21 protein-coding genes are annotated in these 21011 nt (G+C 43.9%); 16 read left to right on the plus strand and 5 right to left on the minus strand.

The genetic code is table 11. From position 1 onward, the window contains the following. The first annotated feature begins 3 nt into the window (after window positions 1-3). From L1286_RS18100 to L1286_RS18120, 5 genes are all read left to right on the plus strand, one after another. Entirely contained in the window at window positions 4-1161 is a 1158-nt protein-coding gene (locus L1286_RS18100) for a protein-glutamate methylesterase/protein-glutamine glutaminase (protein WP_235408438.1), read from the plus strand. 62 nt (window positions 1162-1223) lie between these two features. Further along, complete coding sequence (locus L1286_RS18105) at window positions 1224-2009, plus strand: ParA family protein (RefSeq protein WP_235408439.1); 786 nt, start codon at window positions 1224-1226, stop codon at window positions 2007-2009. Then, complete coding sequence (locus tag L1286_RS18110) at window positions 2002-2799, plus strand: chemotaxis protein CheW (RefSeq protein WP_235408440.1); 798 nt, start codon at window positions 2002-2004, stop codon at window positions 2797-2799. The genes L1286_RS18105 and L1286_RS18110 overlap by 8 nt, the downstream gene beginning before the upstream one ends. 24 nt (window positions 2800-2823) lie before the next feature. Continuing rightward, window positions 2824-3321, plus strand: coding sequence for a chemotaxis protein CheW (locus L1286_RS18115; RefSeq protein WP_023401824.1), 498 nt, complete (start codon window positions 2824-2826; stop codon window positions 3319-3321). After that, window positions 3322-3753, plus strand: coding sequence for a DUF2802 domain-containing protein (locus tag L1286_RS18120; RefSeq protein ID WP_442961750.1), 432 nt, complete (start codon window positions 3322-3324; stop codon window positions 3751-3753). Between the two features lie 461 nt (window positions 3754-4214). Here the strand turns inward: L1286_RS18120 and L1286_RS18125 are convergent, their stop codons facing one another. Together L1286_RS18125 and L1286_RS18130 are read right to left on the minus strand one after the other, a co-directional pair. Further along, window positions 4215-4511 (minus strand): EscU/YscU/HrcU family type III secretion system export apparatus switch protein, encoded by a 297-nt coding sequence (locus L1286_RS18125; RefSeq protein WP_235408442.1) that lies wholly within the window; start codon window positions 4509-4511, stop codon window positions 4215-4217. A gap of 2 nt (window positions 4512-4513) precedes the next feature. Then, on the minus strand, window positions 4514-7027 hold the full coding sequence (locus tag L1286_RS18130) for a flagellar hook-length control protein FliK (RefSeq protein ID WP_235408443.1): 2514 nt from the start codon (window positions 7025-7027) through the stop codon (window positions 4514-4516). Window positions 7028-7133: 106 nt separating this feature from the next. Between L1286_RS18130 and ccmA the strand changes: the two genes are divergently transcribed. Genes ccmA through L1286_RS18180 form a run of 10 tightly spaced genes read left to right on the plus strand, consistent with a single transcriptional unit; the run spans window position 7134 to window position 14875 of the window. Next, window positions 7134-7757, plus strand: coding sequence for a cytochrome c biogenesis heme-transporting ATPase CcmA (ccmA, locus tag L1286_RS18135; protein ID WP_235408444.1), 624 nt, complete (start codon window positions 7134-7136; stop codon window positions 7755-7757). Then, window positions 7757-8443: a heme exporter protein CcmB gene (gene ccmB, locus L1286_RS18140; protein ID WP_235408445.1), complete on the plus strand. Its 687-nt coding sequence runs from the start codon at window positions 7757-7759 to the stop codon at window positions 8441-8443. The genes ccmA and ccmB overlap by 1 nt, the downstream gene beginning before the upstream one ends. Window position 8444: 1 nt before the next feature. Continuing rightward, entirely contained in the window at window positions 8445-9182 is a 738-nt protein-coding gene (locus L1286_RS18145; RefSeq protein ID WP_235408446.1) for a heme ABC transporter permease, read from the plus strand. A gap of 2 nt (window positions 9183-9184) precedes the next feature. Continuing rightward, window positions 9185-9391, plus strand: coding sequence for a heme exporter protein CcmD (ccmD, locus tag L1286_RS18150; protein ID WP_235408447.1), 207 nt, complete (start codon window positions 9185-9187; stop codon window positions 9389-9391). Continuing rightward, window positions 9388-9867, plus strand: coding sequence for a cytochrome c maturation protein CcmE (gene ccmE / locus L1286_RS18155; protein ID WP_235408448.1), 480 nt, complete (start codon window positions 9388-9390; stop codon window positions 9865-9867). The genes ccmD and ccmE overlap by 4 nt, the downstream gene beginning before the upstream one ends. A gap of 1 nt (window position 9868) precedes the next feature. After that, entirely contained in the window at window positions 9869-11821 is a 1953-nt protein-coding gene (locus L1286_RS18160) for a heme lyase CcmF/NrfE family subunit (RefSeq protein ID WP_235408449.1), read from the plus strand. Between the two features lie 3 nt (window positions 11822-11824). After that, on the plus strand, window positions 11825-12403 hold the full coding sequence (locus L1286_RS18165) for a redoxin family protein (RefSeq protein ID WP_235408450.1): 579 nt from the start codon (window positions 11825-11827) through the stop codon (window positions 12401-12403). After that, window positions 12393-12869, plus strand: coding sequence for a cytochrome c-type biogenesis protein (locus L1286_RS18170; RefSeq protein WP_235408451.1), 477 nt, complete (start codon window positions 12393-12395; stop codon window positions 12867-12869). Before L1286_RS18165 ends, L1286_RS18170 begins: the two co-directional genes overlap by 11 nt. Next, window positions 12866-14143 (plus strand): c-type cytochrome biogenesis protein CcmI, encoded by a 1278-nt coding sequence (gene ccmI, locus L1286_RS18175; RefSeq protein ID WP_235408452.1) that lies wholly within the window; start codon window positions 12866-12868, stop codon window positions 14141-14143. Before L1286_RS18170 ends, ccmI begins: the two co-directional genes overlap by 4 nt. Beyond that, window positions 14144-14875 (plus strand): MlaA family lipoprotein, encoded by a 732-nt coding sequence (locus tag L1286_RS18180; RefSeq protein WP_235408453.1) that lies wholly within the window; start codon window positions 14144-14146, stop codon window positions 14873-14875. 51 nt (window positions 14876-14926) lie between these two features. Here L1286_RS18180 and L1286_RS18185 read toward each other — a convergent pair whose 3' ends face one another. Continuing rightward, on the minus strand, window positions 14927-16954 hold the full coding sequence (locus L1286_RS18185) for a TonB-dependent copper receptor (RefSeq protein ID WP_235408454.1): 2028 nt from the start codon (window positions 16952-16954) through the stop codon (window positions 14927-14929). A gap of 227 nt (window positions 16955-17181) precedes the next feature. Next, a complete protein-coding gene (locus tag L1286_RS18190) occupies window positions 17182-18405 on the minus strand; it encodes an EAL and HDOD domain-containing protein (protein ID WP_235408455.1) in 1224 nt (407 codons plus the stop codon). Between the two features lie 276 nt (window positions 18406-18681). On the opposite strand from L1286_RS18190, the gene putP reads away from it, so the two are divergent. Then, window positions 18682-20160, plus strand: a complete 1479-nt coding sequence (gene putP, locus L1286_RS18195) for a sodium/proline symporter PutP (RefSeq protein ID WP_235408456.1) — start codon at window positions 18682-18684, stop codon at window positions 20158-20160. 97 nt (window positions 20161-20257) lie between these two features. On the opposite strand, the gene L1286_RS18200 is transcribed toward putP, so the two are convergent. Further along, window positions 20258-20965 (minus strand): hypothetical protein, encoded by a 708-nt coding sequence (locus tag L1286_RS18200; RefSeq protein ID WP_235408457.1) that lies wholly within the window; start codon window positions 20963-20965, stop codon window positions 20258-20260. Between the last annotated feature and the right edge of the window lie 46 nt (window positions 20966-21011).

A 21011-nucleotide genomic window follows, 5' to 3' on the forward strand; every position in this document is an offset into this window, starting at 1 on the left:
CCAATGGCAGTTAAAGTATTAGTAGTTGACGACTCAAGCTTTTTTCGTCGTCGTGTAAGTGAAATACTAGAAAAAGATACTGGAATTGAGGTTATTGATTTTGCTGTCAATGGCCAAGAAGCTGTAGAGAAGGCAAGTAAACTCAGACCTGACGTTATTACAATGGATGTGGAGATGCCTGTACTGGATGGTATTAGCGCCGTCAAAAAAATTATGCAGAGTAATCCAACGCCTATCTTAATGTTTTCATCTCTAACCAGAGAGGGGGCCAGTGCAACCCTAGATGCATTGGATGCCGGTGCGGTAGACTTTTTGCCGAAAAAGTTTGAAGACATAGCAAGAAATAGTGAAGAGGCCATCCGCGCTTTACAAAATAAGGTAAAGGAAATTGGACGTAAGCGGGTAAGCCGGTTTACAAGGCCTATGTCGCCAACTAAACCAGCTGCACCAACGAGCACATCAAGCTTCTCACCGAAACCCGTCAGCAGTACTCGCTCAAGTACGGTTTCACAACCAGATAGAAGCTTTCAAAAGGCGGCACCAGAGACTACGCCTCAAAGAAACTTCAAAGCTTCAGGTAAGTCTTATCAAGTGGTTGCAATTGGCACATCTACAGGCGGTCCTGTAGCATTGCAAACGATTTTAACGCAACTTCCTGCTAACTTCCCTCATCCTATTTTGCTTATTCAACATATGCCTGCGGCATTTACACCTGCATTTGCTCAAAGGCTCAATAGCTTATGCAAAATTAAAGTGAAAGAAGCAGAACAAGGCGACCGGCTGATGCCAGGCGTGGCTTACCTAGCACCTGGTGGCAAGCAAATGATGGTTGAGTCACGTGGTGGCAGTAAAACGCTCAAAGTCTTTGAAGATGATAGCCCAAGAATTACATATAAGCCCTGTGTTGATGTGACATTTGCAAGTACAGCAAAAGCATATTCAGGTGACGTATTGGCAATTGTATTAACAGGCATGGGGGCCGATGGCAGAGACGGTGCTAGAATGCTCAAACAAGCTGGTGCTACTATTTGGGCACAAGATGAAAAGACATGTGTTGTTTATGGTATGCCACAAGCAGTTGCCGCGGCAGGCCTTTCATCAGAAAGTTTGGCACTTCAGGATGTCGCTTTGCGCATAAACAAAGAATTAGGAATTGCTTAAATTTAGTCTGGGCGTTAAATACAGCTTAGCCATGACCAATCACAAAGGAATAAAACAATAAAGTGAAAATTTGGACGGTTGCTAATCAAAAAGGAGGAGTGGGGAAAACGACCACAACAGTCAGCCTTGGTGGTATTTTAGCTGCTCAAGGTAAAAAGGTATTGCTTATTGATACTGACCCCCACGCCTCTTTGACCTATTACTTTGGTATCGACTCGGAAGACCTCGAAGTGAGTGTGTATGATATTTTTATACGCGGCTCGAACATGGCTAGCGAGGAAATCCTACAAGCTCTGTGCCCATCAACGGTAGAAAACTTAGATATTCTCCCAGCGACAATGGCGATTGCGACGTTAGATAGAAGTATGGGAAATCGCTCTGGAATGGGGTTAGTCCTAAAAAAAGCACTCGCGAAGATCAGTGATTATTATGATTACGCTATCTTAGATTGCCCGCCAGTGTTAGGCGTTCTCATGGTCAATGCTTTAGCGGCGAGCGAACGTATTTTAATTCCTGTTCAGACTGAATTTTTAGCTCTTAAAGGATTGGATCGAATGATGCGAACGATGACATTAATGCAAAGTTCGCATTCTAAGCAATATCAATATACTATAGTCCCTACAATGTACGATAAGCGTACTAAGGCATCTTTAGAAGCATACAAATCTCTTGTAGAATCCTACAAAGACAATGTATGGCCAGGCGTTATTCCGGTCGATACAAAGTTTAGAGATGCAAGTTTGGCTCAACAGGTGCCGGTACAGTATTGCCCTAAATCAAGAGGGGTGTATGCATATCGTTCACTGCTGGAGCATATTGGTGAACTAGAAAGAGGTAATAATGAGTAAGCACCTGTTTGCAAACGAACAAGTGATGAAACAATATCTTGGCGCCTTGTTACAAGAAGAGGATGAACAGGATGTTGCGCTTGCTCCCGTTGCTCGGTTGCTTGAGTCTGTGCCTGACGCGCAAAAACAAGTACAGACTCCCCCTAAGGTAGACGCCCTAGAACAAACTGAGGTAAAAACAGAAGCTCAAATTGAAGAAAAAGTTGAACCTCAAATAAAGCCTGTTGTAAAAGATCTACAAGAATCTGCGGTTGCGCCAGCCCAAGAGCTTGAGATAACTGAAAATACAACTATTATCAAAGAACAAGCACCAGCATTGAGTGCCGCTAAGGACGCCTTCATTGAAGGAGAGTTTCAAGCTTTGTTTTTTGAGGTGGCAGGTTTGACATTGGCAGTGCCTTTACAGTCGCTAGGTGGTATTCACCAGCTGACAGAAGTAAACCAATTATTTGGTAAGCCAAAATGGTTTAAAGGGGTGATGCTCAATAGAGAGGAAAAGCTGAATGTGGTGGATACAGCGCGTTGGGTGATGCCTGAAAAGTATACACCTGAGCTGGAAGAACAGCTTAACTATCAGTATTTAATTATGCTGGGAGATAGCCCTTGGGGTTTACTAGCTGAAAAATTAGTGAACAATATCACACTGACTGCTGACGACGTTAAATGGCGAACAGCATGTGGAAAACGTCCATGGCTTGCGGGCGTTATTAAAGAAAAAATGTGTGCGCTTATTGACGTAGAGAATTTAAATAGGTTGCTAGAGCAAGGCCTCGATAGCCGAGAGCAGTAACTAGCATCAATCTGGAGTTTAATCATGAGTCAAGAAAGAATACTTTCTGCAGATAAAAATGCCGATAGTAATGATGAAGTCCTACAGTGGGTGACATACAAGCTAGAGGAAGAAACATACGGTATCAATGTGATGCAAGTGCAGGAGGTACTTCGTTACACTGAGATCGCACCAGTGCCAGGCGCACCAAGCTATGTGCTCGGTATTATTAATTTACGTGGTAACGTAGTGACGGTTATTGATACTCGTGCAAGGTTTGGCTTGATGAGTGCGGAAGTCACAGACAACTCTAGAATTGTCATTATTGAAGCTGAAAAGCAGGTTATTGGTATTTTAGTTGATAGCGTTGCTGAAGTTGTATATTTACGTAGTTCTGAAATTGACAGTGCACCAAATATTGGCACAGAAGAAAGCGCTAAATTTATCCAGGGTGTATCTAACCGCGAAGGTGAGTTGCTCATCTTGGTTGATTTGAACAAACTACTCAGCGACGATGAGTGGGATGAGTTGAGTCATCTATAAATCGTGGCTGCAGTAACTTTAGACGATATCTTAATCGTACTAGTGATTGCCTCAAGCTTTATCAGTTTACTGTGCTTGGGGCTTTTGTTTGTTTTTAGTAAACGTATTCAACAAGGTCAACAGCATTGCGCAAGGCTGCAAAAACAAACGCAAAGCGATTCGGAACAAATTAGTATTCTAAGAAGTGAAATCGCAGAGGTGAGAGCCAGTGTACTGAGTATTGGTAAACGACTTGTCGCCTGTGAAGGGTTTGCAAAAGAACTGGCGCAGCATCAAGCAGCTCAAAAATACGATGATCCAGATGCGAAGATCTACTCTAGGGCCGTTAAAATGGTTGAGTTAGGGGCTGATCTTGAAGAAATAATGCGAGAGTGTGAGCTGCCAAGGGCTGAGGCCGAATTGCTGATGTCTTTGCATAATAAATCTCAATGAAAAAAGCGCCATCTGGCGCTTTTTTATCATTCAAAATTAAGCATTTAGATAATAAATTTGATTAACTTTACGCGTTCAAGCTTTTTATATCGTGAGTTTAGCCTATTATCTTCATGGCTAAAGTAAGGCTTTGGGCATGCGTAACATGGTAATCGTAAGAAGGTTTAAAAAACTTCCATGGCTCGGGGGTCATAGCGCTTAGGGAGACGATTTAGAGGTCATGCCATTGAGCTCAAATTAAGCGTGTGCGTGCAAATATCAAAGGATGGGGCGCCTGACATCTACGCGGCGTTTATCCTGCTCACTTACATCTATTTTAGAATAAAGCGACCTGTGACGAGAATACAGCCAAGCTGGATAAAAGCACTGCTATTTAATTTGACCCTTCAACAATAACATGGCTTTTGCTCAGTGATTTTATTGGTGATGTTGTCAGTGATTAAAAGGTATAAAGCTATACCTTAGGCTTTTATGTTTAATTTACCTTGAAAATTCTTCCAACCAGGTGGAAACTTACCCCGTAGGACATAAGAGAAAGCGATAAGTTCTGCTATCACATAGTAGAGCTCTCTTGGTATTTCTTCATGTAAATCTAGTTGCCCGAGTGTTTTTACAAGTGCAGCATCTTCATGGATCATAATCTCTTTTTCTTTTGCCAAAGCGATAATCTCTTCGGCCAGTTCTCCAAAACCTTTGCAAACCACTTCTGGCGATTTCCCAGCTTCGTATAATAAACCAACGGCTGTCTTTTGTCCCATAACTACACCTTTATGTTCACGATGGCATGCTTATCATAAAACTGTTTGACTTGCTGTGCATCTTCTTTCAGCTCTATTTCTCCAACTTGCAAGCCATGTGCTGCCAGCTTACTGCGCAGCGCATCTAAGTGAGGGTCAGCAAGTTGGCAAACACTCGCACTACTGCCAACAATCTCACAGTCAACAGCTTTATCCATGAGTTCTGCTTGGACACTAAGTTGGCCAAGTACTTCGTAATCAAAGTTGAGTCTGACAAACCACACCTGTTTTTCTGGCATGCCAGACTTAGCCGGCTTTTTATACTGACCAATTTGTAACTCGCTTTGGCTGCACTCAGGTGGGGTTTTCAGTGGAAGAAATAAGTTGATCAGAAGTTGACTGTCGCTGTCAAATTTTTGTCCCAATGCTTGTCCCTGACTAGTTGCACTCATTGAGTTCTGAATAAAGCTTAAATCTTCCATTAAACTTTGTTGGGCCGACAAATTTACTGCTTGAATAAACTGTTTTGGTTGTTGGAGTTTATTTCCTGGAAAAATCGCTTCTACCATACTGGCGACACGCTGCTCTTGAGAGATGTTTTTTGGCAGCTGTGCATCTGATTGTGCCGTCAACTGCGTGCCTAGGAGGGTTACTAGCAGTTTATCTAAAGCCTGTGTAAAACTGCTCACGGGGACACTGGTATTCAGTGGTGACGCGATACTTGGCAAGCGAGTAAATAAATCTTGGCTAACTTCCTGTGCGGTAGACTTGTTTTCATCGATTAATCGCGAAAAAGCTTGATGAACAAGGCGAGTTAAATCCGCTGATTGTGAGCTCTTAAACGACTGCTTATCGGCAATTTTCTCGCTAAGAAGAGTTGCACTTGGTGATTGCTCTGAAGCTCTATCTACCAAAGCCGCAGCGCGAAGTGGCTTGCTGAGAATATGGGCTAACGGTAATGAAATCACAGCTGTGCGCTTACCCTCCACAGAATCTTGTGAAGTGATTTCTTTAAGGGGTCCTGGGAGTGCGTTTTTTGGGAGCGACTGATCGACGAGTTTGCTTTTTGTTAAGTTGAGTTGCTCAGCAGCATAGGGCTTCATATCCTTTGGTAATGCAGCAGCCATAACCTGCTGCAATAGTGCTAAGCGGGCTTCAAACGTCGGTTTTGAGTGTGGGTGATTTAAACTGGACAGGTGTGTTGAAGCCGGCGTCGCCTTCACCTGAGGGACTATTGCCTGAGCACTTGTCGCTGGTTTACCTGGTTGCGTCATTAAATGTGAGGCTTTGATGGGGCTGTGAGCCTTATCGCTAGGCGCGGCAATTGAACTTGATGCTTTAATGGTACCTGGCTCTGGGGTGAAACTGTGTTTTATCCCCTGTGCAAGTGTCATCAATGGGGCGATAGCCGGTCGCACTGCATTTTTAGAAATCAACGGTTGATGTAGATAATTTGATTTGTTAGGTATTAATTCGGGCACATTTACCATGCTTTTTGAAGCGTTTTTCTGCGTTGTTTGTGTACCGATACGACTAAAGAATGGCTTATCAACAATGGCTTGTAGGGCGGTTTTCACAGTTTGCTTAATGTCTGCCAAAGAGACAGTAAAGAGCGGTTTATTATATTTCAAGGTGGGCTCTGAGGCATGCTTACTCGCCTGCTCGAGCTGAGCCTGAAAAGGTTGGGTGTCCAACTTCGGCAGCATATTTTTGATTGACGTGGTTAACTGAATGGTCGTCGTTTTTGTTGCAATCGCGACTTCAATGCCATCTGGCATGCCGTTGATTTTTACTGGGTGCCAAGCTTGTTGTTGTAGTTGATTGAGTTGAGTTGGTGTATTTGATTGTAGTTGGGCTATATGATGTTGATGTCGCCCTAGCTTCAGCACCCCTTTTTGTTGGGATAGTTGTACATAGTTTGTCGTTTGTTGACTCAAGTGCGTAACCAATTGCGCAATGGCTTTTTTGGCGATTGGCATTTGATGCAGTTTGTCGCCAAACATATTAAACAGCTGCATCTGTATTTTGTCCCCTTTATTACTCAGGCTGGCGATGAGTTTTTCCTCTTGTTTTAATAAATTGCCAATGCCTGCGGGTATCGGCATATTAATGCCCAGTTTGGGTAGTGTTACTTGAGTATTGGGTTGAGGTTTGATTTGTGCTTCAGTTTGCAAGGCACTATGGTCACCAAAGCCTTTGAGCAAACTTAATAAACTGAGTAATGACTGCGCTGAATTGAGTGTTAATTTGGCCTCCGGTGTGGCCAGCGTAAGGACTGTACCCGTGGCGTCTAGTTTTAGCTGCGCCTCTGCTAGTTTCAAAGGTTGTTCTATGCTTGCTTGGCTGCTTAAGCGTATGGGTTGCCAGCGGCCCTCAAGCGCAACTTCCATCTGAATTGAATCAGGTTTAATCACAATATTACGCGCCAAAAACGTCTTGTCAGCTTCCAAAATAGCTTGGTTGTTGCTATGTTGTGAAGAAAACGTTGTTGTTGACACATTAGCCTGACTTTGTACAGGGATAGTTTGCTTGTTCATTATTCTAAATCAAATTTTCAGTAATCGTCTGCAACGTGTTATTCGTATTACCATATCACTATGATAGACTTACGCCCACATATAAGGGTCGCGAGAATAACAAATTTTGCTAGAGATTAAGGCTTTAACGTGTATCAAACAAGAGCGTTGTTTGTTCGAGTCACTTAACTTTTCATTGTTACCTGGTCAAATCATGCAAGTAGAAGGCCCAAATGGTGCAGGAAAAACGTCACTACTTAGAATTATCTCTGGCTTTGCACGACCTGATGAAGGTAATGTACTGTTTAATAATCAAAATATCACAGAAGACTACGATAGCTTTGCCGAGTCATTATTGTTTATTGGGCACAAAACGGGCGTTAATTTGCAATTAACGGCATATGAAAATGTGCAACACTGGCTAGGGGTACACGGTTATCAATGTAATCGTGATGACATTTATCACCGTTTGGGTAAGCTGGGCCTTGTGGGGTTAGAAGATGTGCCTGTTAGAACGCTGTCGGCAGGCCAGCAGCGTAGGGTAGCATTGGTGAGGCTGTGGCTCAATCAGGCCAAACTGTGGATATTGGATGAGCCTTTTACGGCGCTCGATAAGCGTGGTGTAGCTATGTTGCAGAATCGCTTTCAAGCGCATTTAGATGGGGGTGGTTCTATTTTGTTAACAACTCACCAAGATCTCACCAGTTCATTTGACTCATTACAAACACTGGTTTTGGAGTACCGACATTGATGCGAGCGAGTAATTCATATTGGACTCTGTTTTGTAATGTTTATCGAAAGGATGTGACGCTGGCATTTAGGCAACGAGCTGAAATCGTCAATCCCCTGTTGTTTTTTCTTATTGTGATTACACTTTTTCCGCTTGCGATAGGCCCTGAGCCAGCTCTACTAGCCCGGATGGCGCCGGGTATTATTTGGGTCGCAGCGCTTTTATCTACTATGTTAGGGTTAGACAAGATTTTTCGTGATGATTACATGGATGGGTCGCTCGAACAGTTGATCGCCTCTCCGTATCCCTTGTCATTGGCCGTGCTGGCCAAGGTCGCCGCACATTGGACTGTGGCTGGGTTGCCAATGGTCATAATGGCGCCTGTGTTTGCGTTATTGATGAATTTGGAATCTCAGGCTCTGGGCGCTACGGTTCTTACGTTATTAATTGGAACACCGTTATTGAGTTTTATCGGTGCCATTGGGGCAGGCCTAACCGTCGGCCTGCAAAAAGGAGGTATATTAATGAGTTTACTTGTGTTGCCTCTATATATCCCTGTACTTATTTTTGCAACTTCCGCGATTGATACTAGCAGCATGTCGCTAGCATACAGCGGGCAGCTTGCAATCCTTGGTGCTATGCTTGCCGTCGCATTTGTCGCAGCACCAATTGCCATATCGTCAGCTTTAAGAGTGAGTGTAAGTTAAAATGTGGAAGTGGTTACATCCTTATGCTAAAGCGGAGCGTGCTTACCAGTTGTGTAACACCTTGCTTCCGTACTTTGCCGTAGTATCCGTGCTGTGTATTGTTGTTGGATGGGTTTGGGGCTTAGCGTATGCGCCAGCCGATTATCAACAAAAAGACAGTTATCGAATTATTTTTATTCATGTCCCGTCGGCTATTCTCTCTATGGGAGCCTATTCATCCATGGCTGTGGCCGCAATTATCGCGCTGGTTTGGCAACTTCGTAACGCTGAGCTCGCCGTGATTGCGATTGCGCCTGTTGGCGCGGCGATGACTGCGATTGCACTTATCACAGGCGCCGCTTGGGGGAAGCCTATGTGGGGCGCATGGTGGGTATGGGATGCTAGATTGACGTCAGAACTTATTCTTCTGTTCCTGTATTTAGGTGTTTTATCTTTGTATCACGCTTTTGAAGATAAAAAAGCAGGGGGAAGAGCTGCGTGTATACTGGCCATCGTGGGGGTAGTAAATCTACCTATTATCCATTTCTCAGTGGAGTGGTGGAATACCTTACATCAAGGCGCCACCATTACAAAGTTTGACACGTCAGCTATCGACCCATCAATGCTGTGGCCATTATTAATTAATTTATTGGGCTTTGCCGCGCTTGTTGGTGCGATGTCTTTGATCCGTCTAAAAAATGAAATTATGCAAGCAGATAAGCACCGTCCTTGGGTGCGTCAATTAGTGAGTCGGGGTTGATTATGCAGTTTGAATCATTTAGCGACTTTATCGCCATGGGTGGTTATGGGTTTTATGTTTGGCTCTCTTTTGGGAGTTGCTTAGCCATTATTTTAGGATTGCTATTTGTTTCTCTACACGAAGGAAAGCGTTTAAAACAACAAGTTAAAATGCAGATGTCTAGAGAAGAGCGTATCAAAAAAGCAAAAGAAGCGGAGGCACAGGCATGAACCCGAGAAGAAAAAAGCGTATGTTTACGGTGCTTGCTGTCATATTTGGCATTGGCTCTGCGGTTGGCTTAACGCTTTATGCCCTGCAAGAAAATATCAATTTATTCTATACCCCCAGCGAATTGGTTAATGGGAAGGGTCCGGGGTTAGAGAAGCCGACGCTGGGTCAAAAGCTCCGTATTGGCGGAATGGTGGTACCAGGTTCAGTTGTCAGAGATGAAAGTTCGCTTGATGTTGAGTTCAAGCTAATTGATACCGGGCCTTTGGTCACCGTGCGTTACAAAGGGATTCTGCCGGATCTATTTCGTGAGGGTCAGGGTATTGTTGCGCAAGGGACACTAATTGAGTCTGACGTAATTGAAGCGTTCGAAGTACTAGCTAAACACGATGAGGAATACATGCCCTCAGAAGTTGCCGAGGCTGTAAAAGGTATTAAACACGAAAAGCCCAAATACAACATAAATAGCGAGAACTAGTATGATCCCTGAAATAGGATATTTTGCCCTAGTCTTAGCTATGGCACTAAGCTTACTGCTGTGTATTTTTCCATTGTGGGGCGCATATACGGGCAATCTAAGGCTAATGAGAGCGGCACCCTCGTTGGCCATTGGACAATGCCTACTGGTATTCTTTGCATTTGCTGTTCTCATATACATTACGTTGACTGATGATTTTACTGTTGCGTATGTAGCACATCACTCTAGCAGTACATTACCCTGGTATTACAAAGTCACCTCTACTTGGGGTGGACATGAAGGCGCAATTTTGCTGTGGCTTGTAATGCAATCAGGATGGACGGCTTTAGTGGCAATGATGTCCAAGTCCTTACCTTGGGTATTGCGTGCACGTGTATTGGGTGTATTAGGGTTTTTGGGTGTTGGTTTTATGCTTTACACGCTTTGGATGTCTAGTCCATTTGAGCGTTTATTGCCTTATTTTCCTGTAGAGGGCCGAGATCTGAATCCGTTACTTCAAGATCCCGGTATGATCATTCACCCACCATTACTGTACATGGGCTATGTCGGCCTATCGGTGTCGTTTTCTTTCGCCATTGCAGCACTACTAACTGGTAAATTAGATAACACATGGGCTAAGTGGTCTCGCCCATGGACGATGGCTGCATGGGCATTTCTGACTTTAGGTATCACTATTGGCAGTTGGTGGGCATACGCAGAGCTTGGCTGGGGTGGCTGGTGGTTCTGGGACCCCGTTGAAAATGCATCCTTAATGCCTTGGCTAGTTGCCACAGCATTGTTACATTCACTCGCCGCGACGGAGAAGCGGGGGGTGTTTAAATCATGGACTGTGCTGCTGGCAATCGCAGCATTTAGTTTATGTTTACTTGGTACGTTTATCGTCAGGTCGGGCATTATTGTGTCGGTGCATGCGTTTGCAACTGATCCCGATAGAGGTCTTTATATTTTGTCATTCCTTGCCGTTGTCGTTGGTGGTAGTTTGGCACTGTACGCAACACGTGTAGCGCAAGTCCACAGTGAAGGACGGTATCGATTTGTCTCACGAGAAGTCGGACTTTGGTTGAATAATATCTTTCTAGTTGTTGCCACTCTCATCGTACTGTTGGGGACGTTGTTGCCCATGATCCATAAGGAGCTCGGGTTGGGATCTATTTCGATAGGGGTGCCTTTTTTCAATCAGATGTTTGCCATTCTAATTGTGCCTTTTGCTATTTTACTTGGCTTGGCACCAATGTTGCGATGGAAGCAAAACAAACTGACAGGATTGGTTAAAAAGTGGGGCGTGATTGTTGCACTGAGCATTGTAACAACAGCGGCCTGGCTGTTTTCAAGCTATGAAAAAGTAACACCACTCACATTTATGGCGACCGCTTTAGCCGTGTGGATTGTGTTTGCAACTGCTTCTGATCTGCTACAAAAAGTAACGAGTCAAAAATCGGTAACCGAAGGGGTTAGGCGCATCGGACTGAGCTACTGGGCAATGATGCTGGGTCATGTTGGCCTTGCGTTTGTGATTGCCAGTGTGACCCTTACTTCTGCCTATTCAGTAGAGCGTGCCGTGGCGATGAAGCCGGGCGATATTGCAATGTTAAACGAGTACCAGTATCGCTTTGAGGGAGTGAAAGAAGTTCGTGGACCGAACTACAGTGGTCATGCTGGTGTGGTTACGGTATTGAAAGAAGACGAGTTTGTCACTGAGCTCTATGCAGAAAAGCGCCTGTATGATATTGGCATGCAATTTATGACGGAAGCAGCCATTGATGACGGCTTTTTTAGAGACTTATACCTCGCCTTAGGTGAACAATTAAGCCAAGGCGCATGGTCGTTGCGAATTTATCATAAGCCGTATGTACGATGGATGTGGCTGGGTGGGTTACTCATTGCTTTGGCTGGATTCATTGTACTAGGCGATAAACGCTATCGTCGCCGTGCAGAAAAAGGGATAAAAGGATAACAAATGAATCGCAAGATATTAGGCTTTTTGCCCTTTCTAATTTTCGTGTTTTTGTGTGTGTTCTTGTACCAAGGATTATTTGGCAACCCAAGAGAACTGCAGACTGGTCGACTTGGGCAAGCTATGCCAAGTTTTAACTTACCTGATCTGATGAATGAGCAAAAACGTTGGACAGAAAAAGATTTATTGGGCGAAGTATATTTAATGAATGTCTGGGGGACTTGGTGTCCCACATGTATCGCTGAACTGGGGTATTTGACCAAGTTAAGGGAGCAGGGCATTAAGATTGTGGGCCTGTATTATGAGCAGGCTTACGATGCTGACTTTGGCGATCAGTTTAATATTCACGCGTTGCGTGAAGAAGTAGATACGATGTTAAGTCGAGCGGGTAACCCATATCAATTTAATATCCTAGATTTAGAGCGTAGCTTGGCTTTAGATTTAGGTGTCTCAGGTGCACCTGAAACTTTTTTAGTTGATAAGTCTGGCACTATTTTACTGCACCATACAGGAGATATTAATCAGAGAGTTTGGCGCAGTAAGTTTTTACCAGCCCTTGAGGAGCTACGTGATGAAAATTAGAAGTGTGATCGTGCTTGTGGTGGTGTTACTTTGCAGCATTAGTTTGGTTGAAGCTGCTGAGGACAAATATCAATTTAAAAGTGTTGAACAAGAGCAAACATTTCGAGAACTCACTTTAGAACTTCGTTGCCCCAAATGCCAAAACCAGAATATTGCAGACTCAGATGCCGTGGTTGCTAAAGATCTCCGTGACAAGGTTTTGGCGTTAGTACATGAAGGCAACTCAAAGCAAGAAGTCATTGATTACATGATCGACCGTTATGGTTACTTTGTTCATTATCAACCGCCAGTTACGCCCGCCACAATTATTTTGTGGGTGCTGCCTGTTATCATTGTCGTACTGGGTTTTGGTTTTATCGTTTTTCGCCAGAAAAAAGCCGCTAAAAAGCAGCATTGGAGCGAAGAAGATGAAAAGTTGCTTGGGCAACTTATCAAGCAGTATCAGCGTAAGGAGCGTCATTCATGAATGAGCTGTCACAAATGTGGGGGGTGTTTGCATTATTGGCTGTCCTCAGCTGCTTATTCGTCGTTGCGCCTTTTATGCGTAAAGAAAAATTAGTTTCAGTTGACCATGATGCTAATGCCGAGCGTATTGATATTTTTAATCAACGACTGGAAGAGTTGCAAGTTGAGCTCGATAACCAACGCATAGAATGCAATGACTTTGATGAGTCCGTCATTGAAATGAAAAGACGCTTATTAAATGAGTTATCTCCTGAGCGTACATTGGATACGCGTGGTAATAACTTTGTGCTTGCAGCGACTGGTGTGGCGTTTACCCTTGTTGTCAGTGGCGTATTTTACTACTTCACTGGCAGCCATCAACAAATTGCAAATTGGCATAAGGCATTTGAGAAATTACCTGAATACGGTCAACGTGCTGTGCTCCAAACTGGTGAACCGCTCAGTGCAAACGAATTGCAGGCGTTTGCACTAGGCTTGCGGACCAAGCTTGCAAATAGTGGTGATGATGCAGTCGCGTGGATGTTGCTTGGTCGTGTTGCCATGTCGCTCAATGACTACGAAATGGCGATGCAAGCGTTTGATAAGGCCCTAATCATGCAGCCTGACAATCACAATGTGTTGGTAAATTATAGTCAGGCATTATTGATTGAAGGCACAGAAGCCAGCGTAAATCGGGCCGCTCAGATGCTGTCACGTGTATTGAGGCAAGATCCACAGAATATTGATGCAATTTCTTTGCTCGCACTGATTGCATATGAACGAGAAGATTGGTTGGAAGCGAAAACAGCGTTTGAGGTATTACTCTCAACCATGACTCAAAATGATCCGCGTTATAGCATGGTTGCCCAGCGCATTGCGGATATTGAGGCAAAGCTAGAGACTAAAAGTGCCCAACTGAGCCCGCCTTATTCAGGACCTGAGCTTGCGGTCAATGTTAATATTGCGCCATCTTTAGCCGAACAAATTCCGAGCAGGGCAACACTCTTTGTGTTCGCAAAAGCAGCAAATGGACCAAAAATGCCGCTTGCAGTAAAAAAACTTACAGTTTTTAACTTGCCTTTACTGGTCAATTTGAATGATAGTATGGCGATGATGCCAGATCTGAAGTTATCGAACTTTAATGAAGTGGTGATAACTGCGCGTATTTCAGTGGATGATTCCGTGAGTCTTCAGGGGGGAGAACTTGAAGGTAACTCTGAGGTGATCGTTTTACGTGAAGGTACGCAACAGGTCGATGTAACTATAAGTCGTGTTATAACCAGCACAGGAAGCTAAATGTATAAAAAAATTGTTGGCGCAGCGCTTGCGCTAATACTCGTGGGATGTGCTCAGGTCCCAGAGGAAAAGCAAGATCCGCGTGACCCTTTGCAATCGATGAACAGACCCATCTATGATTTTAATATGGATGTGTTAGATGCTTATATTTTGCGTCCAGCAGCGAAAGGTTATGTGGCCATTACACCCGCACCGGTTCGTAGTAGTATTGTCAACTTTACGACAAATATTGCTGCGCCTACGGATGCTATCAATGCAGCATTGCAAGGGAAGCCGGGTGACGCAGGCGTTAATGTTGCTCGATTTTTAATTAACTCTACGGTTGGGATCTTAGGCCTTTTTGATGTGGCGAAAGAAATTGGCTTAGACCATAAAGACGAAGATTTCGGGCAAACACTCGGTGTGTGGGGAGTTGGAGATGGCGCCTACTTGATGATACCTGGTATGGGGCCTTCAACGGTGCGAAACACTACCGGTGATATTGTGGATAACGTAGTGATTCCAAAAATCGCGTTGTCGACACCACAAACCCTGATTGTATTCGCACTAAGAGCGGTTGAGGCGAGAGCGTCATTGATGTCGCAAGAGAAGTTACTCAATGAGTCTCTAGATCCATATATATTCCTCAAAGATATCTACTTCCAGAGGCAATTGTATGAGGTTTATGATGGCAATCCGCCGATGGAAGAAGAGCCGGAAGATTTTGATGATGACTTCTTAGAAAATCTATAAAAGCCACGAGATAGAAATTTGAAAAGCCAGCGAATGCTGGCTTTTTTCGGTTTAGAACTGCCAGTTCATATTGAGCCAGATAGTACGTCCGGCTTCATTCACTTTTGCTGTTTGTGGGTATCCACTTACCATCGCGCCAGAGCGACTTAAATGTTCGGCATATGCTTTATCAAATATATTATCTATACCGAGTGCAAAGACCAGATCTGAAGAGTGCTGATATGATGTGTTTAATGCCAATGTACCAAACCCATGACTCGGCGACACGTCTTGACCTGCAATGTTTCCTTGGCCAATCGCGACTCGATGTTGCTTTTGCACAACGCGCCATAATGTACCAAATTGCCATTTGTCAGTGTTGTAGCTTACAGCCAGTCTAACTTGCAGAGGTGGTTGCTGAGCGAGCGCGATATCATCCGTGCGATTTTCTCCACGTACATAGTTGATACTTGCAGTCGCTGATAGGTTTTTGTTGACTTGATAGCGGCTTTCAGCCTCAAAGCCATATGTTTGCGCGTCGATATTGCGAGTGACTTTACTCGCCATATCCATTTTTTGATACAGGTTATCTGTCAGTAAATAATTGTCGATACGATTAAAGAATACAGAAATAGAGTGCTTAAAGGCTTTGGATTGGCCAAGCCAGCCGATGTCTAATTGATTCGTGGTTTCATGGTCGACTAAGAACGCACTCGAGCTGTCTCCCGCACCGCGGCCACCTCCCATCAGTTCCCAATAGTCAGGGAAACGTTCTGTACGACCAATACCGATATAGTAACTATCGTTGCTTGATTGTGCTTGATAGCGCGTAAAGCCGCTGATGAGCGTGTCATCACGTGTCAGGTCGGCAGTTGGATTCGGAACAACTTGCATCATGACTGAACGCGTCTGCCTGCGGTCTGTGGCCTCCCATTCATCAATTCTCAATCCACTCACCCATTGACGATTTGAGCTCAAACTGTACTCAATCTCAGCGAACAAACCGGTTTGTATGAACTCTGCAGTTTCTGAGCGCGGTAAGGTCTCTACTGGTGTCGTATTGTGATCTCGGCTGACCCTAAGGCGATGTGTATTTTGCTGATGGTCAAGTCCATAAGCGAGATTAATTTGCTTTGTGAGTTCAGAGTTTAATAGTAGCTTTGTCCCCCACGTTTTTCTATCCGGGTTAGAAGAGGTGGGGGCTTTCATCATCATATTCGGCATAAATTGACGCAAACTATGGTTGTCCATTATGTGGTCTATTTCATTAAAGTACATATTTGCTTCAATACTTTTTACAAAACCCGATAGCTCTGACTTTTCAAACTGTAAGGCAATTTGTGTTCGGTCAAATAAGCTGCCGTCCATCATTCTATCAGCATAGGCCACATCGCCATCGCCGCGACCTAGGCTGAGACTGTAAAGGCTATTGTCGTCGGGGGTGTAGGCGAACTGAGTATCGATATTCCATTTTTCATAAGCAGAGTGAATACTTGTTCCGTTACCGTCTTGATAGTCATTCGCTTCACTGTAACTAGCAGCAACGCGAGCGAAGTAGTCTTGGGTTCCTGCTTTGATGTCTGAATTTAAAATAGCCTTGCCAAATTCCCCAACTGTGGTATTCACAAACCCCATAACACCAGATTCAAGTAACCGCTCTGATTCACGTTCAAATACAACCGTTGCGGCGCTATTGCCTGGCCCATAAAGGACTGTTTGAGGACCCTTAATCACCGTTAGGGTATCGTATGTCTGTGGTGTAATATATGCTGTTGGTGGATCCATGCGGCCGCCGCAGCCGCCTAACGCAATACCACCATCTGTTATGATATTTACGCGTGATCCAGCCATGCCTCGAAAGACAGGGTCGCTGCTAGCACCGCCTTTTTTGACAAGCGAAAAGCCCGCGATACTAGAAAGTAAATCTGCCCCATCTTGTGCTGGCAATGGTTGTCTTGTTGCTTTGGGGTCCATTTTAATATCGAGTGGGCTGTGCATTGGCGCAATCACTTCAATATGCTCCAGCGTTTGTTCCGTTTGCGCGTAGCTATGCCAAGAACATGATGCTGCGACAGCGATATAGATCAGGCGTTTGTTCATTTGTATCCTCGAGGTTAATCTTGATAACACAGACAGACATAAGTAGCTGTGTACTGATAAGTAATTGAATATTTGATGAGGATATTTTACTGAGCGGCGTCGGAGTTGGGATGTGACATAATGTCGCACCTTAGGTACTACCTACTATCTAATTGATGTAGCTCAAGTTTGTGGAGGATATATGGTACCTATCCTGATTAGGTACCACAAAAGACCAAAGCCAGAGTTTAAATAGCCATGACTTCAATTTGTTGGTCGCACCATTGCAATGCTTCTCGATACAATTCTGGCAACTCTTCAGCGGCTAATCCTAATTTGTCAGTCAGCACAGATGCCTCTTCCCACTTCGCTTGTTCATATGCCATGACCAAGGCGAGATATTCGGCCAACAACCCTTCACCTTGCAGTAAGGCGTCTTTGATGTCTATGGTTAAGGGGAGCTTCTGCATGACACTGTCCATGGTTTCATCTAAGATGGCGTCCATCAAAGACATCATCCCAGTCAAAAACGCCATACCGATATCAGGCAGTTTTTTATGCTTTATCGCAAGCAGTTCATTGAAGCGCGCTCTCGTTAGTGACAAACGGATCAGTTCCATTGGCTTTTCTGACGCCACTTGCGATGCAAAAAGTAATGACAAAAACTTTTTAAGCTCTTGATTACCAAGTACAACAAGCGCCTGTTTAATCGTTGAGATTTCAGCTCTGCGTTTAAAAGCTGCTGAATTAGAGTAACGTAGTAGCTTGTAACTCAAATTGACGTCTCTTTCGAACACTTGAGTAATGCGCTTGAGGTCTACATCGACACTCGATGTCTCGTAAAGGAGTTCGGCTAGTGCCATTTCTGAAGGTGGCAATGCTTTTGTTTGTACCATTTCAGGCTTCGCGAAAAAGAACCCTTGAAATAGGGTAAACCCGAGCTCTAATGCCAACTGATATTGCTCATAAGTTTCAACTTTTTCTGCAACAAGTTCTATTTGTGGATGAGGCACAATCGCTTCTTTGATTTCGTGAATTTCCTCTACGCTTGTAACAAGCATATCCACTTTAATTTGGTCTATATAGGGGTAAAAGTGACGCCAAACTTTCTGATGTTTGTAATCATCTAAAACCAGCTTATAGCCCTTTTCTTTTAATTCTTGAACAGCAGCTAACAAACGCTTCCCAGGTTGGACTGTCTCTAGTATTTCTACTATGAGCTGATCTCTACCCATCATGGTGGGGTAGCCTTTTAAGATTGTTTCGAGCGTAAAATTGATATAAGCAGGTTTGCCGTCGGTAAGATCTTCTAGACCAAAATTAAATTGACTGCCTTCGATTAATTTAGAGGTCGCCTCTACATCGTCAACGTTAGGAAAGACATTGTCTACCCCATCACGAAAAAGCAGCTCATAGCCAACAACATCTTTATTTATATTTAAAATAGGTTGCCTTGCGGCATAAAAATACATGAACGAGACACCCAAAATGTTACTTCTTATGGTTCAAATATAAGGTAATCTAAAGCATATTTCATTAATAAATTTACAGTTATTTAGTATTTTCGTACTAAAGGGTAATATTTCAGAATGTTAAATGTGCAATAACAGCAATTTATACTGAGTGGCTTGGGCACTGAATAGAGCCATGATATAGTGGCCCTTTGTGTTTGGCTTTTGTTCCAATACCAGTCTGTACAAATTGATAGACTGTTATTCGGAGAGAAGCTCTATTTATCGGAGGTCATTTTGGAAATTGGCACAATGATATCGTTGGCGTTGTATTTTATTGTAATGCTGGCGATTGGCCTTTATGCCTATCGTAAATCTACCAATGATGTATCGGGCTATATGCTAGGTGGGCGAAACCTGCCACCTAGTGTCGCAGCATTATCTGCAGGTGCATCAGATATGAGTGGTTGGATCCTAATGGGCCTGCCTGGAGCCATGTTCGTTACTGGTTTTAGCAGTACTTGGATAGCAATCGGTTTGGTGATTGGTGCATTCTTAAATTATCTACTCGTTGCGCCTAGGCTACGTGTTTACACTGAAATCGCCAATGATGCGATTACGATTCCAGACTACTTCGCCAATCGGTTTGAAGATAATAGTAATGCGTTACGCATCGTATCCGCTGTTGTTATTATTGTGTTTTTCACTTTGTATACCTCTTCTGGTGTTGTGGCTGGTGGCAAGTTATTCGAAAACTCATTTGGCTTGAGCTACGAAACGGGGTTATATGTAACGACTGGGGTCGTGGTACTTTACACCTTATTTGGCGGCTTTTTAGCGGTGAGCCTGACTGACTTTGTACAGGGGTGTATCATGTTTATCGCGTTGGTATTGGTGCCACTTGTGACCTTCAATTTATTGGAACAACCTTTATTAGGTACGCTCAGAGAGATAAACCCTCAGATGTTAACTTGGATTGGCGCAGGTGGTGTGATTGGCATTATATCGGCAATGTCATGGGGATTAGGCTACTTTGGCCAACCACATATCATTGTGAGGTTTATGTCAGTGCGCAGCGTCAAAGATATGCCAACGGCACGTAATATTGGGATGAGCTGGATGGTGGTTGCAACCATGGGGGCAATTACAACTGGTTTATTTGGTGCAGCTTACGCCCATGAAAATAACCTACAGATAAAAGATGCAGAAACAATATTCTTGGTGTTGTCTGAGCTATTGTTCCATCCACTGATTGCTGGGTTTTTACTGGCAGCTATCCTTGCGGCCATCATGAGTACCATTTCATCTCAGCTACTAGTAAGTTCAAGTTCATTGACTGAAGATGTTTACAAGGTGTTTATCAAACCAACAGCATCCGAAAAAGAGCTGGTTATGGTCGGTCGAATCAGTGTTGCAGCTGTGTCGGTTTTAGCTATCTATCTAGCGCACGATCGGAATAGCACTATTTTAAGTCTCGTGAGTAACGCGTGGGCAGGCTTTGGTGCTGCATTTGGCCCGTTGGTACTATTTAGCTTGTTTTGGAGCCGCATGAACTTTGCAGGGGCACTCGCAGGCATGATTGCTGGCACTGTGACCGTCTTATTGTGGATATATGCGCCGTTTACGATCGCAGGGCAAGCACCCAGCGCCTTTATTTATGAAATCGTACCTGGTTTTGTCGTTGCTTCAATTGCAATCGTAGTTGCGAGTTTGATTACAGCGCCACCTTCAAACTCAATTGAGCAAAAGTTTGAAGAGATGAACAGAGGCTTGTAGTCTCGGATTTATGTATTCAGGCGAAAAAAGGTGAGCACACGCTCACCTTTTTAGTTTGAGGGTGATAAAACTTTGCACAATACAGAGAGTGTTCTCTTTACATCCTAACCCCATACTCATAAAAACAGGCCTGAGTGATATGGTGCTGTTCAACAGGGCGCAGCTGTATCACTTCAATCTGGCTCACTTTATCTTGTTTTACAACTTGATGGATTTCGAAGTAACGGCTCCAACTGATCCCTTTGTAAGGGCGTAGCTCTAAATATGGATACTGAACATAGTGCCAAGTACCGTTTAGAAGTCCTTTATTCTCGTCTGAAACTGGACTGCCCGAAATTTCATAAGCACCATTGGCAGAAAGCTTAAGGTCAAATGAGAGATCACAGTTTGCGGTTTTAAATCGGCGAGCCAAATCTTGCTTTAAGAGTGGGCTGTGCTCGCTATCTTGTGGAAAGGGGTATATGGCAATGGCATCTTTGGTATACCAGTGATTTCCCTCTTTGAGACCTTGTATATCCGCGATGTTGAAGCCATGCTCTATGGCAATTGCTTTTACGGACTCTACTGCTGAGGCGTCTCTGAGCATTAATGAGTGAAGAATCGTGTTTTGAGAGATGCTGGTGGGAAAATCAAGGCTGTTTATCTCAACCTCAAAACCCTGCTCATCTAAGGCCGATTGTAATTTGCTAAGATCTTCGTTGGGTAAATACTTACCAAAAACATGCACTGTGGTCGTGTGGGTACAACCTAAAAGCAAAAAGCTTAGGGCGTAAAGCAGAAGTTGTGTGTTTATTATTTTGTTCATCACTTCAGTCCTTTTAATCTCTGCCATATGTGTAGCATAATTGGGA

Origin of the sequence: Pseudoalteromonas sp. SMS1 (assembly GCF_021530565.1) — a bacterium.
In the GTDB taxonomy this organism is placed as follows: Bacteria; Pseudomonadota; Gammaproteobacteria; order Enterobacterales; family Alteromonadaceae; genus Pseudoalteromonas.

Coding starts and splice junctions, on each gene's coding strand:
- L1286_RS18110 (WP_235408440.1), top strand. CDS start 2,002: ATGAGTAAGCACCTGTTTGCAAACGAACAAGTGATGAAACAATATCTT.
- ccmE (WP_235408448.1), top strand. CDS start 9,388: ATGAACCCGAGAAGAAAAAAGCGTATGTTTACGGTGCTTGCTGTCATA.
- L1286_RS18100 (WP_235408438.1), top strand. CDS start 4: ATGGCAGTTAAAGTATTAGTAGTTGACGACTCAAGCTTTTTTCGTCGT.
- L1286_RS18130 (WP_235408443.1), bottom strand. CDS start 7,027: ATGAACAAGCAAACTATCCCTGTACAAAGTCAGGCTAATGTGTCAACA.
- L1286_RS18125 (WP_235408442.1), bottom strand. CDS start 4,511: ATGGGACAAAAGACAGCCGTTGGTTTATTATACGAAGCTGGGAAATCG.
- L1286_RS18180 (WP_235408453.1), top strand. CDS start 14,144: ATGTATAAAAAAATTGTTGGCGCAGCGCTTGCGCTAATACTCGTGGGA.
- L1286_RS18115 (WP_023401824.1), top strand. CDS start 2,824: ATGAGTCAAGAAAGAATACTTTCTGCAGATAAAAATGCCGATAGTAAT.
- L1286_RS18165 (WP_235408450.1), top strand. CDS start 11,825: ATGAATCGCAAGATATTAGGCTTTTTGCCCTTTCTAATTTTCGTGTTT.
- L1286_RS18145 (WP_235408446.1), top strand. CDS start 8,445: ATGTGGAAGTGGTTACATCCTTATGCTAAAGCGGAGCGTGCTTACCAG.
- L1286_RS18160 (WP_235408449.1), top strand. CDS start 9,869: ATGATCCCTGAAATAGGATATTTTGCCCTAGTCTTAGCTATGGCACTA.
- L1286_RS18190 (WP_235408455.1), bottom strand. CDS start 18,405: ATGTATTTTTATGCCGCAAGGCAACCTATTTTAAATATAAATAAAGAT.
- ccmD (WP_235408447.1), top strand. CDS start 9,185: ATGCAGTTTGAATCATTTAGCGACTTTATCGCCATGGGTGGTTATGGG.
- L1286_RS18185 (WP_235408454.1), bottom strand. CDS start 16,954: ATGAACAAACGCCTGATCTATATCGCTGTCGCAGCATCATGTTCTTGG.
- ccmI (WP_235408452.1), top strand. CDS start 12,866: ATGAATGAGCTGTCACAAATGTGGGGGGTGTTTGCATTATTGGCTGTC.
- L1286_RS18170 (WP_235408451.1), top strand. CDS start 12,393: ATGAAAATTAGAAGTGTGATCGTGCTTGTGGTGGTGTTACTTTGCAGC.
- ccmB (WP_235408445.1), top strand. CDS start 7,757: ATGCGAGCGAGTAATTCATATTGGACTCTGTTTTGTAATGTTTATCGA.
- L1286_RS18200 (WP_235408457.1), bottom strand. CDS start 20,965: ATGAACAAAATAATAAACACACAACTTCTGCTTTACGCCCTAAGCTTT.